This is a genomic window from Acinetobacter sp. YH12255 (genome assembly GCF_013417355.1).
Classification (GTDB): Bacteria; Pseudomonadota; Gammaproteobacteria; order Pseudomonadales; family Moraxellaceae; genus Acinetobacter; species Acinetobacter pseudolwoffii.
Genome location: NZ_VPEC01000006.1, coordinates 70,891 through 85,430 on the forward strand (window position 1 = coordinate 70,891; position 14,540 = coordinate 85,430).

Consider the following 14,540-nt stretch of genomic DNA (forward strand, 5'->3'; position numbering starts at 1 on the left):
ATTGTTCAATGAAAAGGCTTTAGCTTGAGTATTCTTTAAAGGATTATACGCCCCGCACGCACTGATAATGGCCAGCGAATGACTCTAGGCAATTCTGGATCTTCCCATTCTGGCAATAAAGCATCTGCCAGTACATCCAATGGATTATGTCCAAGTGCTTTAGTGGCAGCTTTCACGGCTGACCAGGTACTCATATAACCAATTAACTGATAAAAGTTCCATTCAACCTGTAATACCGGTGGCTGAATCGCAATTTCCTGAAAGGGAAATGGTAGATTTTTATATCCTTCATCTACATGGCGACCATTCAGGCCGTGATCTTGCGACTTCAGGATCGCGAGCTGAAAAAGAAGCAAAAACGCCGGGTTTGGGTCAGTTTGTTGCCTTCTTATCAAGACATGGAATCACTCCTGTTTGATATGCTGATGACCGGTAATGTCATATTCAAAAATTATGGTTAAAGTGCATTAAAAATACACCAAGGATCATGATGATAAAATTACTTTCAGGTTTAGCACTACTTTGTTTATCCAGCGCAAGTTTCGCAGATTATCACTGTCACGGTAGCATTAAAGATCGCACGATTGATGACAATGTCAGTATCAGCCAAAACTGTCAGATTGATAATGCCACCATTAAAGGCAATGTCATGTTGTATCAGGGTGCTCAAGCAGTAATTTCAAATACTGCGATTGATGGCAATCTGGAATCGAAAGGACGTTTTAGCTCGGTTCTGGCACAACATAATCGGATTGACGGCAATATCCAGCTAGAAGGCGGTCAGACGATTCAGCTCACTGCCAATCAGGTAGAGGGTGACATCCAGCTGAAAAAGAATACCCAAAAAATTACTGTAAATGACAATGTGGTTGACGGTAATTTGCAATGCGAATCCAACCGCATTCAACCGATCGGTGGCAATAACCGGGTCAATGGTGACAAAGAAGGTCAATGTCGCCGTTTATAATTTTTATAAATGAAATAAAAAACTTGGCTGATACGATCATCAGCCAAGTGCTAAATTAATGATTCTTTTTAATTTGATATTCCGCATCAAAGGCCTGATAGTTCAGGCGATCTGCTGAATCTTCAGACAATGGTTCAACTTCCTGCATCGAAGAAAGACAGCGTTCTGTCAGCTGAATATATTCCTGCGTTCCCTTGCTTTTCCAGGCGATTTCTTTGGCGTCCAAGGGACGAATGACCCGCGCCGGACTACCGAGCACCAGTGAATTTTCCGGGATCTGGGCTTTAGCTTTAACCGTGCTATTGGCACCGATAATGGTATTTCCACCAATTTCGGCTTCATCCAGAATCACGCTGTTCATGCCCACCAGTACATTTTTGCGAATGATACAACCATGTAAAATCGCGCCATGTCCGATATGGCCATATTCTTCGACCAGCGTGACGCTACCGGGAAAGCCATGGATGGTACAGGAATCCTGAACATTGGCATTTTTTTGGATGTGAATCCCGCCAAAGTCGGCTCTCAAGGTGGCAAAAGGGCCGATATACACACCCTCTTCAATGACCACATCCCCAATCAAGACGGCTTGCGGATGCACATAAGCACGAGGGCTGACCACAGGAATCACACCATCAATGGCATAACACGGCATTATTTTATTCCTTTAAAAATGCAGAATTAGATTAGCTGACGGCTTCGAGTCGCAAACCACCAAAACGTTTATAAAATTGTGGATGTACCGGCGGCATCGAACCTTCCGAAGTTCGGGCGATCTCCATAAAGAACTCATCCCCTGCCGCAACCACGGTTTGATATAAATTACTGCTCAGATTACGGGCATTCAGGGAAAGCCAGTTGGATGGCAATAATTCAAAAGGCAGATTTGGATCTTTTAATAAAATCCGGCGGAATTGATGAATCAGTAAAATACGCAGCTGAAATGCCTGTAGCGGATCCTGTTCATCTTCCTGTTCCACCAGATGAAAGAATTCCCGGAAATCTGCAATGAATTTTTCATAACGCTGATGCAGTTCCTGCACCGGCCAGTTGGTGGCCACCATGCGTTTTACAGTTGGATAGGATTCCTGCCAGAGCTGCAAGGTTTCGGCCTTAAACACCACCACCTGATCGGTCATTTTCAGGTTCAGCAGCAGGTTTTGCAGTTTCTGGTGATCACAGCCCGGATAGGCCATGACATTGGTGGCGATATTGGCAAAACCCAGCCATTCCAGTTCTTTTTTCAGAACCAATTTATTTTCCAGTTCCACCGAACTGAGCAGCACCAGATCCCATTTTTGATCCCATTCGGTATGCTGAAAACTATAAATTTTTTGATCCGCCATAATGAAGCGCTGGCGGCTACTTTCGGTCACGCGATAATAACTGGTGCGACCAATTTTTTCAGACATCAGCCAGCCATTTTGGACCAGACGGAATACGGCAGTCCGTACCGATCGTTCATTAAATCCGAAGACATCCATAAGCTGAATCAGACTGGCCAGACTGATAATGCCACCCCGGTGAAAAATACAGTCACCGAAGATGGTCATGATTAATGAGGTTCCGCTGAGTGCTTCAGTTTGAATAAAGTCATCAATTATTTGTTTTAATTTCGGATTCATTGCGTTTAACTTTACCTTATAGAAACTGGATGATAGACCATTTGGCTATCATCCAATAGTACTTCATGCAGACTTGCGGATATCAAAAACGCGCTGTGCCTTACCTTCAGAGCGTGGCAGACTCCCTTCAGGCAACACTTCGACACTTACCGTGATTCCGACCATGGTTTTAATCTGGCCCTTAAGCTGAGTTGCCAGCTGGTGCGCCATAATGTCACTGCTATCTTTACGCATTTCGGTACGGATATGCAATGTATCCAGATGTCCCTGTTTGCAAATCTGGATTTGGTAGTTCGGAATCAGTTGCTGGATCTGTAAAATCTGCTCTTCAATCTGCGACGGAAACACATTCACTCCACGGATAATCATCATGTCATCACTGCGGCCAACAATCTTGTCCATACGGCGCATGGTACGTGCCGTGCCAGGCAATAAACGGGTCAGATCGCGGGTACGGTAACGGATTACCGGCATGCCTTCTTTGGTAATAGTGGTAAATACCAGTTCACCTAGCTCACCGTCTGCCAGCACTTCGCCAGTTTCAGGATGAATGATTTCAGGATAAAAATGATCTTCCCAAATGGTTGGGCCATCTTTGGATTCGAGACATTCCATTGCAACACCTGGCCCCATCACTTCAGACAGACCATAAATATCCAGCGCATCAATGCCTAGACGCTCTTCAATTTCCTTACGCATTTCATTGGTCCATGGTTCTGCACCAAATACACCGGTTTTAATCGAACAGTTTTTGGCTGTGCCAAATTTCTTCTCAAGCGCTTCAATAATATTCAGGCAGTAAGATGGTGTAACCATCAGTGCTGTCGGTTTAAAGTCATGGATTAGTTGCGCCTGTTTATCGGTTTGTCCGCCAGACATTGGGATCACGGTTGCACCCAAACGCTCAACGCCATAATGCGCACCTAGACCGCCCGTAAACAGACCATAACCATAAGACACCTGAATGATATCTTTACTGCTCAAGCCGGCTGCACGTAATGAACGCGCCACCACGTCTGACCAGACATTAATATCATTTTGGGTATAACCAACTACGGTCGGCTGACCAGTGGTGCCAGAAGATGCGTGCACACGTACAATCTGTTCCTGTGGCACAGCGAACATGCCAAAAGGATAGTTATCGCGTAAATCCTGTTTGGTGGTAAACGGGAATTTCGCTAGGTCTTCCAGAGAGTTAAAATCGTCCGGATGCACGCCCGCATCATCAAATTTCTTTTTATAAACCGGACTGTTCTGATAAGCATGTTGCAACGTCTTTTTCATACGCTGTAGCTGGACACTGCGTAACTCATCAACCGATACTTTTTCAATTTTTTCTATTGCATTGTTATTCATATTCTTACTCCTGACGCAGTCATCCTGACCACGATTTATTTCATTAATTGAATGATGTTCTTAATCCATATTTTCTAAAACCAGTGCAACACCTTGACCGACACCGACACACATGGTGCACAGTGCATATTTGCCTTTACGGCGTTTCAGTTCATGCATGGCGGTAATCACCAGACGGGTGCCACTCATACCCAGCGGATGACCCAAGGCGATGGCACCGCCATTCGGGTTGATTCTGGAATCATCGTCTTGCAAGCCAAGTTCACGAATCACGGCCAGCGACTGTGCTGCGAATGCTTCATTCAGCTCAATCACATCCATCTGTTCCAGACTCAGGCCAGTCTGTTTCAGCACTTTATGTACTGCTGGCACCGGGCCAATACCCATATATTTAGCTTCAACACCGGCGCTGGCCATCCCGATCACTTTGGCTTTCGGGCTCAAACCATACTGCTCGGCAAACTGCTGATTGCCCAGCAATACGCAAGCTGCACCGTCATTGACACCCGAAGCATTGCCGGCAGTGACTGAACCGCCTTCTTTACGAAATGGGGTTTTTAAGGCGGCCAGATTGTCCAGTGTCGTCTCTGCACGCGGGTGCTCATCTTGGGAAATGGTGAGGGTGGTTTTCTTCGGACCTTTGGCCTCTACCGGCAGAATTTCTTCGGCAAAAATACCCTTCTGCTGGGCTACTGCAGTTTTCTGCTGGCTGTGATAGGCAAATAGATCCTGGTCTGCACGGCTGATCTGATATTTTTCAGCGACGTTTTCGGCCGTTTCCGGCATGCTGTCGACGCCAAACTGCGCTTTAAATTTTGGGTTGATAAAACGCCAGCCAATGGTGGTGTCATAAATTTCAGGGGTACGGCTAAAGGCAGTCGTAGGTTTGGATTGTACATAAGGCGCACGGCTCATGGATTCTACACCGCCAGCCAAAACAAATTGGGCTTCACCCGATTTGATGGCACGTGCTGCAAGTCCAATCGCATCCAGACCTGAGGCACATAAACGGTTTACGGTAAGTGCTGGAACAGATTCAGGCAGCCCTGCGAGTAAAGCAGCCATACGCGCCACGTTGCGGTTATCCTCACCGGCCTGATTGGCACAGCCCAAGATCACTTCATCCAGTTCTGCCCATGGCAAGGCAGGGTGCTGATCTTTCAGATATTGAATCGGTAGCGCTGCCAGATCATCGGCACGAATACTGCTCAGTCCACCGGCATAGCGTCCGATCGGGGTGCGAATTCCATCAAAAATATAAACCTGTTCCATGATTCTTCCTTTTAGCCAGCAACACGTAATGGTTGCTGCTGAGTTTTCTGTGCATGTCCCTGCACCGCTTTCTTTGCTAAATATATACTAGTTCTATAGCGATCTTCACCATAAATACGATACATATTTTCTAAAATTTGTAAAATTGTGTAATATCCAATTTTATCTGCCCATTCGAATGGACCACAAGGATAATTCACTCCATATTTCATAGCAGAATCAATATCTTGTTCTGATGCAATAGCATGTAATACCGCTTCACAGGCTTCATTCACCAACATGGCAATACTACGTATAACATAAAGACCTGGATGATCCTTAGACCAAATAGGTATCATATCCATACCTATAAGGAATAGCTCCACTACCTGGCGTTGTTCAGCACTACATGCTGGTGATGCAACTACTGGAATCGCTTGAGCATTTGTCCAATCTGCATGCCAGTCCATCAACACCACAGGCGCATGCGGATAAGCCAGTTCAACCGACTCTCCAAGCGATAATCGCAGGGAAAGATCACCAATCAGGATTTCATTCTGTTCTGCCGCCTGAAAACTCAGCTCTACATGAGAGGCCTGTTTTAAACGTTCAATCAGGGCTAAGGAATGTAGCCATTCACCTTTTACCGTGACTTTGAGCTTATTCAGCGACTTGGCATAACACACTGGCAATTCATATACAGGTGCAGGCTTGGACTGCGTGTAATCATAAAAACCCTGACCGGACTTGCGGCCATAACAGCCGGCATCGACCAGTTCTTTTTGAATCAAGGATGGGCGGTAGCGTGGCTCATAGAAAAACTCCTGATAGACACTTTGCGTGACCGAGAAATTCACATCCTGACCAATCAGGTCCGTGAGTTCGCACGGTCCCATGGCAAAACGGCCACATTCACGCATGATGTAATCGAGCTGTTCCGGTGTAGTGGCATTTTCCTGCAAGGCACGAAAGGCTTCGGCATAATAAGGTCGTGCGACACGATTGACGATAAAACCGGGCGTCGATTTGGCTCGTACCGGAACCTTGTTCCAGTCCTTCATCAGATCAAATACTGCATCGGCAATCCTTGCTGAAGTTTTCAGTCCGCGGATAATCTCGACCAGTTTCATCACGGGGGCCGGATTAAAGAAATGCAGCCCAATCACCCGTTCCGGATTCGGAATCGCCGAGGCAATTGCAGTAATGGAAATCGAGGAAGTATTGGAAGCAAAAATTGTCTGTTCTGGACAAATGGTAGCAAGCTGTTGAAACAGGTTTTGTTTCACTTCTTTCTTTTCGACAATGGCTTCAATAATTAAGCCCGCATCGGCAAGCTGCTGAATATCCTCTGCCACGATCAGATTAGCCAAAGTGCTATCGAGCAGTTGCTGGGTCATTTTGCCATTTTGTACGCGCTTGCTGAGCTGCGCCTCTAAAGCAGTTAAGGCACTCTGAACTTTGCTGCGATCGAGGTCAAACACATAAGTCGGATGCCCGTGCATGGCGGCCAGTTGCGCAATGCCAATCCCCATGGTTCCAGCACCGACCACAGCAACTTTGACTTGCTCTAAATTGATCTGTTGCATGATTTAGCATCCTTTATATTCAGGAGTACGCTTCTGCATAAAGGCTTGTACACCTTCTTTATAATCGCTTGAACGTCCAGCCAAACGTTGCAGGTCACGCTCCAGAATGAGCTGCTCATCCAGATTGTTGTCGGCTGCGGCATGAATGGCTTTTTTGATCAGGGACAGACCATAGGTCGGTTGCTGTGCCAGATGCTCTGCCAGTTTTTTCGCTTCTGCCTGCAATTGCTCATCTTCAACCACTTGCCAGATCATGCCCAGTTGTACTGCGCGTTCAGCCGGAATTTTATCGCCGAGCATGGCAAGTCCCATCGCTTGGGCACGCCCGACCAGACGAGGTAGGAACCAGGTGCCACCTGAATCTGGCACTAAACCTAGACGGCAGAAGGCCTGAATAAAGGAAGCCGATTTTGCTGCCACCACAATGTCACACGCCAAGGCAATATTGGCGCCTGCCCCTGCGGCCACACCATTCACCGCACAAATTACCGGTTTTGGCATCTCGGTAATTAGTTTGATTAAAGGGTTGTAGTATTTTTCAATCGACAGGCCTAAGTCCGGTGCATCGGCATTCGGATCGACCACACGATCATTTAGATCCTGGCCGGCACAGAAACCACGGCCTTCAGCTGAAATCACCACGGCACGAATCTGGCTGTCTTTGGCCCAGGCCTTGATGACCTTGGAGACTTCCTGATGCATGGTTTCATTAAAGCTGTTGAGCTGTTTCGGACGGTTAAAGGTCAGATAGCCCACTGCATTTTTTTCTTCGACAATAATTGTTTGATATTCCATTACACACCTCTAAATTCTGGTTTTCTTTTTTGTAAAAATGCATTGATGCCTTCTTGGCGATCTTGGGTCGCCGCCAGCCAGACAAAATGCTGACGTTCCAATTTCAGTCCCTGACTTAATGTCACTTCATGAATCGACTTTAAAGATTGCTTGATGGCGCGAATGGCCAGCGGTGCCTGCTTGGCAATTTTTTCTGCCAGTTCCAGTGCGTATTGCACGGTCAATCCTGTCGGACAAATCTGGCTGCTCATTCCATGTTGCAATGCGGCTTGTGCTGAAATCATTTCACCGGTCATGGCCCAGCGCATCGTCAATTGCTGACCGACTAAACGTGCCAGACGCTGTGTGCCACCGGCGCCCGGCAACATGCCTAAACCAATTTCAGGCAAGGCAAATTGGGCATTTTCTCCGGTCAGCACCATGTCACCATGCAAGGCCAACTCGAAACCTGCACCAAGAGCATAACCATTCACGGCCATGATTAAAGGTTTGGAAAATTCATCAATTTTTTTCCACAGCAGTGGCCGCTGATCCTGCTGGATGCTGACCACATCTAACTGCGCCAATTCATTTAAATCAGCACCGGCAGCAAAGCATTGCGTATTTCCGGTGATGACCACCGCTTTCACAGCAGCATCTGTTTCCAGGTTCTGCAAACAGGCTGCAATCTCTTGCAAGGTGGCATTGTTTAAGGCATTGCGCTTTTCCGGACGGTTTAACTCGATCAGTACCACACCTGGCTTGGGTAAGCTGGTTTTAATGTAGGTCATCCTTGAACTCCTGCTATGCTCGATGCTGTAAATTCAGCTGTTATTCATCAAAACTGAGTCGTACATTGGCCGTGGTTGGACGTGCCTGACAACTGAGCACATAGCCCTTTTTTATTTCATCTTCTTCCAGACTGTAGTTGACTGCCATTTCAACCTGACCTTCTAATACCTTACATTTACAGGTTGCACAGACGCCGCCCTTACAGGCATATGGCAGGTCTGCTCCGGCACGTAGCGCAGCATCTAAAATACTGTCATCCTGTTTGGAGACTTCAACAATCAGCTCGCGACCATCCAGGATAATATTGACGCGTTCTTCGCTGCGGCTTTCCATCTGCTGGGCGGTTGCTTTCGGTGCAGTACCCGTATTGAAGCGTTCCGTATGAATCTTGCTGCGTTGAATGCCCCAAGTCGGTAATACCGTTTCGACTGCTGTCATCATTTCTTCAGGACCGCAAGCGAAACAGTGATCTGCTTCGGCAGAAATCAGATTGGCCTGAAATAACTGCTGCAATTTGTCTGCATCAATCCGACCATTAAAGATGTCACTGTCATTCAGTTCACGTGAAAAAATATTTACCAGTTGCAGACGTTCCTTAAAACGGTCTTTCAAGTCCATGATCTGTTCAGAGAACATGGTCTGTTTCCAGGAGCGGTTGCCATATACCAGAGTGAATGTTGCTTCCGCTTGACGGTTCAACACCGACTTTACAATCGATAAAATTGGCGTAATGCCACTGCCTGCTGCAAATCCTAGATAATTCTGGCCACCAGCCTTGGCGGCTTTCTGAAAGAACACCCCTTGCGGTGGCATGACTTCTAGTACATCGCCCGCTTTGAGATGCGCATTGGCCCAGGTTGAAAACTGACCCTGATCAATTTTTTTAATCGCAATGCTCATGTCTTCCTGAGTATCACTGCAGATCGAGTAGCAGCGGCGCAGCTCGCCGTCATCGGTTAAATGACGAATGGTGAGGTGCTGACCCGGCTGATATTGAAAAGTATCCAACTGCTCAGGCGCGAGATCAAAGGCAATGCAGATCGCTTGCTCGGTTTGTGGCTGAATCGATTTAATGGTTAATGGTATAAATTGGCTCATGGCAAAATCCTTCTTTTAGGTGGCGGTGTTCAGGCTTGTTATTGGTTTACCCTGCCCACCGCGCAATCGTTACAATCAAATACATTTGAAATAGTCAAAAGTTTCTAAGCAGTCCCGACATTGATATAAAGCTTTACAGGCTGTCGAACCGAATTCACTTAATAATTTGCTGTTGTTACTTAAGCACTGTGGACAGGTGATGCCATCGGTCAATGCCACATGCGTACCACAGCTATGTGACTGGCCTTGCGGCGGGGCAATACCATATTGCTGTAATTTGTGTTTGCCCGATTCACTCATCCAGTCCGTAGTCCAGGCTTGAGACAGATCCACAATGACTTTGACCGGCGTCAAACCGTTCGCCTCGAAAGCCTGGGTAATTTCTGCTTTTAATAAATCCGTGGCCGGACAGCCGCTATAGGTCGGCGTGAGTCGCACCACAATTTCATCCTGCTGATTCAGCTCGACGCCACGAATCATGCCCAGATCAATCACTGACAATACTGGAATCTCTGGATCAGAAACCTGCTGTAAAACGTCCCAACATTGATCTTCTACGTGTCGAATCAGATTCATGCGACTCACTCCCTGTGATTGTGCCGAATTACCAGTTCATGTTTGGATAAGAGCGCTGCATGTATTGCAGTTCAGCCAAAACAAAACCGAGATGTTCTGTATGTAAACCCTGTTTAGCCCCACTGCGATAAGCGCCTAGCTCTGGCAGGCTTAATTCAAATCGCGCTAACTCGGATGTAATGGTCTCCAGCCACTGGGCTTTTAAATGTTCAATCTCTGGAATGACACCGCTCTCAACCAGCTGTCTTTCATCAGCCGTCAGGACAAAAAGCTCTTCGGTAAAACGCCATAACTGGTTTAAACCTTGCTGGGTTTTGTCATGCGCTTCTGCGGTACCTAAACTTAAGCGTTCCATCCAGGTAGTGGAAAAACGCTGGTGATATTTCACTTCTTTGAGTGATTTCACTGCAAAAGCAGCTAGTTCAGTATGCTGACTTTGACTTAAGGCGCTAAACAATAAAGCATGGTAGTGATCCATCAACCACTGGCGCACCAAAGTCTGGGCAAAATCACCATTCGGCTGTTCGCACAGCAGCAAATTACGGTATTCACGCTCGGTGCGGAAATAAGCCAGCTTGTCTTCATCACGACCCTGTCCTTCCACTTCCCCCGCCAGACTGAGTGCAGTACGTGCCTGACCCAATAAATCCAGTCCGATATTGGCCAAGGCAATATCCAGCTCCAGTTCAGGTGCATGACCACACCACTCTGCCAAACGATGTGACAGGATCAGTTGACTGTCACCCACATGTAAAAGAAATTCTGCCAATACTTGATTTGTCATAATCTTCACCTTTCCCTTTACATGTGCTCGATGCCAGCTGGAATGTTATAAAAGGTTGGATGGCGATAAACCTTGTCCAGAGCGGGTTCAAAAAATTCTGCTTTTTCATCTGGCTGTGAAGAGGTAATCAATTCAGATTTCACCACCCAAATACTGATACCTTCATTGCGGCGGGTATATACATCGCGGGCATTTTGTAGTGCGACTTCCTCATCTGGTGCACGCAGGCTGCCGACATGACGGTGACTCAGACCCTGTTTACTACGCACAAACACTTCATAAAGTGACCAGTTGTTTTTGTTATTCATGAGCAAAATTCCCTATATTGATCAAACTGTTTTAAGCAACTTTTTGTGCTTGTGACTGTTGCTGCTGTTTTTGAGCATAGACTGCTGCAGACTCACGTACCCACTTGCCGCCTTCCCAAGCTTTGCGGCGTGCTTCAATACGCTCATGGTTACACGGTCCCTTGCCTGCAAGAATCGCAAAAAACTCATCCCAATTAATTTCACCAAATTCGTAATGTCCGGTGGCTTCATTGAATTTAAGGTCTGGATCTGGAACGGTTAAACCCAGCTGCAAAACTTGCGACACGGTGTTATCGACAAATTTCTGACGTAGCTCATCGTTACTGAATAATTTAATTTTCCATTGCATACTTTGTGCACTGTTCGGTGAATTATCATCACTTGGACCAAACATCATCAGTGCCGGCCACCAGAAACGATTCACTGCATCCTGTGCCATCTGCTTTTGTTCCGGCGTACCATTGGCCAATTCCATCATGGCTTCAAAGCCCTGACGCTGATGGAAACTTTCTTCTTTACACACACGCACCATAGCGCGGGCATAAGGACCATAAGATGTACGGCACAGCGCAACCTGATTGACAATTGCTGCACCATCTACCAGCCAGCCAATCGCGGCAACATCGGCCCAGCTCAGGGTTGGATAGTTGAAAATTGAAGAATATTTCATGCGACCGGCAATCAGCTTATCCATCATGTCGTCACGATCCGCACCCAAGGTTTCTGCAGCACTGTACAGATACAAAGCATGACCGGCTTCGTCCTGAACTTTTGCCATCAGCACAGCTTTACGCTTCAAGGTCGGTGCACGGGTAATCCAGTTGCCTTCTGGCAACATGCCCACCACTTCAGAGTGTGCGTGCTGACCGATCTGACGAATCAAGGTTTTACGATAAGCATCCGGCATCCAGTCCTTCGGCTCGATGGAAATATCCTTTTCAATCTTTTGATCGAAGATTTGTTGTTGATTATTCATTGTTCCCTCACTTATCCCAAGTGTTGATACACTCAAATTAAAACGATACGCAATTAAAATCAATATCTATTTATTGGTATCATTTAATTTTCACCCCTTATTTTTAATAAATATTTGTTTTATATAATTTAATATTTTTTATTTTATTGTTACGCATTTTTAAATACAGATTTATGATTGACATTTTCAATTTTTCAACACAAATTATGAAACATCAAAATTAAAATACATCTCAAAACGTATCATAAATGGAGTTTTTACAATGTTAGAGTTAGACAGCAGCTCAAGCACAACGGATTATCAAGATACTGAATCAACCCATAATCCTATTGCCATCAAAAGCTTATCTTCACTGGTGTACGGCCAGGAATACGCAGCGCAAGCCGATTTACGTACGGTTTATCATGCCATTAGCGGTGAAGCGGTTTATCAGGTCGGCAGTCAGGGCATCGATACCCAAGCCGTGGTGAAGTATGCCAAACAAAAAGGCGCGACTATTGCCACATGGACCTTCCATCAACGTGCCAATGCACTGAAGCAAGTGGCTCAGTATTTGATGGAACGCAAAGAAGACTTTTATGAGCTTGCCAAAGCAACCGGCTGTACCCGTAAAGATGCCTGGATTGATATTGAAGGCGGGATTGGCACCTTATATGCCTATTCGAGTTTGGTGCGTCGTGAACTGAGTGATGAAACAGCATGGGTCGAAGATGCCTGGATTCCTCTTTCTAAGCAAGGTAGCTTTGGCGCGAAACATATTCTGACGCCTAAAGCCGGTGTCGCCGTGCATATCAATGCCTTTAACTTTCCGATCTGGGGCATGCTGGAAAAAATCGCACCGACACTGCTGGCAGGCGTACCCTGTATTGTCAAACCGGCGACCGAAGGTGCCGAGCTGACTCATGCCGTAGTTAAAGCCATTCATGAAAGCGGTTTCTTGCCAGAAGGTTCACTGCAGCTCATTTGCGGACAGGTCTATGATTTATTTGATCATTTAAATCCTCAAGATACGGTCACTTTTACCGGTTCTGCTTCAACCGGGCAAAAACTGCGTTCGCATCCACACTTAAATGCCTACTCGATTCCATTCACCATGGAAGCAGACTCGGTCAACAGTGCGATTTTGACGGCGCAAGCTAATGATGAAACGATTGATTTATTTGTCCGTGAAGTTTTCCGTGAAATGACCACCAAAACCGGACAGAAATGTACCGCTATTCGTCGTGCCTTTGTGCCAGCCAAGCTATTGGATACAGTACAAAGTCGCCTGATTGCAAAACTGAAAAAAGTGGTCGTCGGTGACCCCGCTCAGGAAGGCGTCAGCATGGGTGCTTTGGCCAGCGTCAAACAGAAATATGATGTCGCGGCAAAAGTTGAACAGCTCAGCCAGGATGCAGAGATCGTATTCGGTAGCCACTTGCGTCAGGACTTTAAGATTCAAGTACAAAGCGCTGAAAAGTCTGCATGCTATCCACCGACAGTTTTGGTATGCAAAGTGCCAGCTCAGGCAGAAAATATCCATAAGATTGAAGCCTTTGGACCTGTAGTGACTTTAATGCCATATACTGACCTGGCTCAGCTGGCTGACCTGGTGGCACGTGGCGAAGGTAGTCTGGTAGCATCCATCGTACGCAATACCGATGAAAATATTGAACAACTGCTCAGCAAAATTGCGCCATGGCATGGCCGTGTCCATATTCTGGATGCTGAAAGTGCCAAAGAAAGTACCGGACATGGCTCGCCACTACCTTTGCTGGTGCATGGCGGACCGGGACGTGCCGGTGGCGGTGAGGAGCTCGGTGGCTTACGTGCAGTGAAACATTATATGCAACGGACTGCAATTCAAGGTTCCCCGAATGCCATGACCCAAGTCGGTCATAGCTGGACGGCTGGTGCTCAGGTCTTTGAAGACCGTGTGCATCCATTCAAAAAATCATTTGATGAATTGCGTATCGGTGAGCGTTTACTGACTGCACGACGTAGCGTGACCGAAGCCGATCTGGTGAATTTCGGCTGCCTGAGCGGTGATCACTTTTATGCGCATATGGACAAAATTGCTGCGGCAGAATCACTGTTTGGTGAGCGCGTGGCCCATGGTTACTTTGTGGTATCTGCCGCGGCCGGTTTATTCGTCGAGGCTGCTCCAGGCCCGGTCATTGCCAACTATGGCATGGACAACTTGCGCTTTGTAGAGCCGGTGAAAATTGGCGATACCATTCAGGTAGAACTGACCTGTAAGCAGAAAACTCCAAAAGCACTGCGCGATCCGGCACAGAAACCACATGGTGTGGTGGTCTGGGATATTAAAGTCAAAAATCAGCGCAATGAACTGGTCGCAACCTATGATATTTTGACCCTGGTTGAGCGCGGCTAAACATTTAAACTCAAAAAAGGAATCATTATGATTCCTTTTTTTTTGATTCAAATATTATTTGTATCTATTCTTA

General features: G+C 46.5%; 14 protein-coding genes and 2 pseudogenes. 3 read left to right on the top strand and 13 right to left on the bottom strand.

Features of this window, described 5'->3' with window-relative positions; genetic code table 11:
* Positions 1-35: 35 nt before the first annotated feature.
* A pseudogene (locus FTV30_RS16420) lies at positions 36-302 on the bottom strand (class I SAM-dependent methyltransferase); the annotation flags it as partial.
* Between FTV30_RS16420 and FTV30_RS16220 the strand changes: the two are divergent.
* Together FTV30_RS16220 and FTV30_RS04090 are read left to right on the top strand one after the other, a co-directional pair.
* Positions 291-443: pseudogene (locus tag FTV30_RS16220) on the top strand (cytochrome C assembly protein); the annotation flags it as partial. The pseudogenes FTV30_RS16420 and FTV30_RS16220 sit on opposite strands and share 12 nt — an antisense overlap.
* 47 nt (positions 444-490) lie before the next feature.
* Positions 491-967 (top strand): hypothetical protein, encoded by a 477-nt coding sequence (locus FTV30_RS04090; RefSeq protein WP_005095921.1) that lies wholly within the window; start codon positions 491-493, stop codon positions 965-967.
* A 55-nt stretch (positions 968-1,022) separates the two neighbouring features.
* On the opposite strand, the gene FTV30_RS04095 is transcribed toward FTV30_RS04090, so the two are convergent.
* From FTV30_RS04095 to paaA, 12 genes are all read right to left on the bottom strand, one after another.
* Positions 1,023-1,622, bottom strand: a complete 600-nt coding sequence (locus FTV30_RS04095) for a hypothetical protein (RefSeq protein WP_005095918.1) — start codon at positions 1,620-1,622, stop codon at positions 1,023-1,025.
* Positions 1,623-1,653: 31 nt separating this feature from the next.
* Entirely contained in the window at positions 1,654-2,592 is a 939-nt protein-coding gene (gene paaX, locus FTV30_RS04100) for a phenylacetic acid degradation operon negative regulatory protein PaaX (RefSeq protein ID WP_005095916.1), read from the bottom strand.
* A 63-nt stretch (positions 2,593-2,655) separates the two neighbouring features.
* Entirely contained in the window at positions 2,656-3,948 is a 1,293-nt protein-coding gene (gene paaK / locus FTV30_RS04105) for a phenylacetate--CoA ligase PaaK (protein ID WP_180001072.1), read from the bottom strand.
* 60 nt (positions 3,949-4,008) lie between these two features.
* Positions 4,009-5,220, bottom strand: a complete 1,212-nt coding sequence (gene pcaF / locus FTV30_RS04110) for a 3-oxoadipyl-CoA thiolase (protein ID WP_180001073.1) — start codon at positions 5,218-5,220, stop codon at positions 4,009-4,011.
* An 11-nt stretch (positions 5,221-5,231) separates the two neighbouring features.
* Entirely contained in the window at positions 5,232-6,785 is a 1,554-nt protein-coding gene (locus tag FTV30_RS04115) for a 3-hydroxyacyl-CoA dehydrogenase (RefSeq protein WP_180001074.1), read from the bottom strand.
* Positions 6,786-6,788: 3 nt separating this feature from the next.
* Positions 6,789-7,580: a 2-(1,2-epoxy-1,2-dihydrophenyl)acetyl-CoA isomerase PaaG gene (gene paaG, locus FTV30_RS04120; RefSeq protein WP_180001075.1), complete on the bottom strand. Its 792-nt coding sequence runs from the start codon at positions 7,578-7,580 to the stop codon at positions 6,789-6,791.
* Entirely contained in the window at positions 7,580-8,350 is a 771-nt protein-coding gene (locus tag FTV30_RS04125; protein ID WP_180001076.1) for an enoyl-CoA hydratase-related protein, read from the bottom strand. Before FTV30_RS04125 ends, paaG begins: the two co-directional genes overlap by 1 nt.
* A gap of 40 nt (positions 8,351-8,390) precedes the next feature.
* Positions 8,391-9,449: a 1,2-phenylacetyl-CoA epoxidase subunit PaaE gene (paaE, locus tag FTV30_RS04130; protein WP_180001077.1), complete on the bottom strand. Its 1,059-nt coding sequence runs from the start codon at positions 9,447-9,449 to the stop codon at positions 8,391-8,393.
* Between the two features lie 75 nt (positions 9,450-9,524).
* Positions 9,525-10,025 carry a 1,2-phenylacetyl-CoA epoxidase subunit PaaD gene (gene paaD / locus FTV30_RS04135; protein ID WP_005247163.1) on the bottom strand — a complete coding sequence of 167 codons (501 nt, stop codon included), beginning with the start codon at positions 10,023-10,025 and terminating at the stop codon, positions 9,525-9,527.
* A 28-nt stretch (positions 10,026-10,053) separates the two neighbouring features.
* Entirely contained in the window at positions 10,054-10,809 is a 756-nt protein-coding gene (paaC, locus tag FTV30_RS04140; RefSeq protein WP_180001078.1) for a 1,2-phenylacetyl-CoA epoxidase subunit PaaC, read from the bottom strand.
* A 17-nt stretch (positions 10,810-10,826) separates the two neighbouring features.
* Positions 10,827-11,117 (bottom strand): 1,2-phenylacetyl-CoA epoxidase subunit PaaB, encoded by a 291-nt coding sequence (gene paaB, locus FTV30_RS04145; protein ID WP_004279183.1) that lies wholly within the window; start codon positions 11,115-11,117, stop codon positions 10,827-10,829.
* Between the two features lie 31 nt (positions 11,118-11,148).
* Positions 11,149-12,093 carry a 1,2-phenylacetyl-CoA epoxidase subunit PaaA gene (gene paaA, locus FTV30_RS04150; protein WP_074384100.1) on the bottom strand — a complete coding sequence of 315 codons (945 nt, stop codon included), beginning with the start codon at positions 12,091-12,093 and terminating at the stop codon, positions 11,149-11,151.
* A 262-nt stretch (positions 12,094-12,355) separates the two neighbouring features.
* Here paaA and paaZ point away from each other — a divergent pair, with 262 nt between their 5' ends.
* Complete coding sequence (gene paaZ / locus FTV30_RS04155) at positions 12,356-14,467, top strand: phenylacetic acid degradation bifunctional protein PaaZ (protein WP_180001079.1); 2,112 nt, start codon at positions 12,356-12,358, stop codon at positions 14,465-14,467.
* The last annotated feature ends 73 nt before the right edge of the window (positions 14,468-14,540 follow it).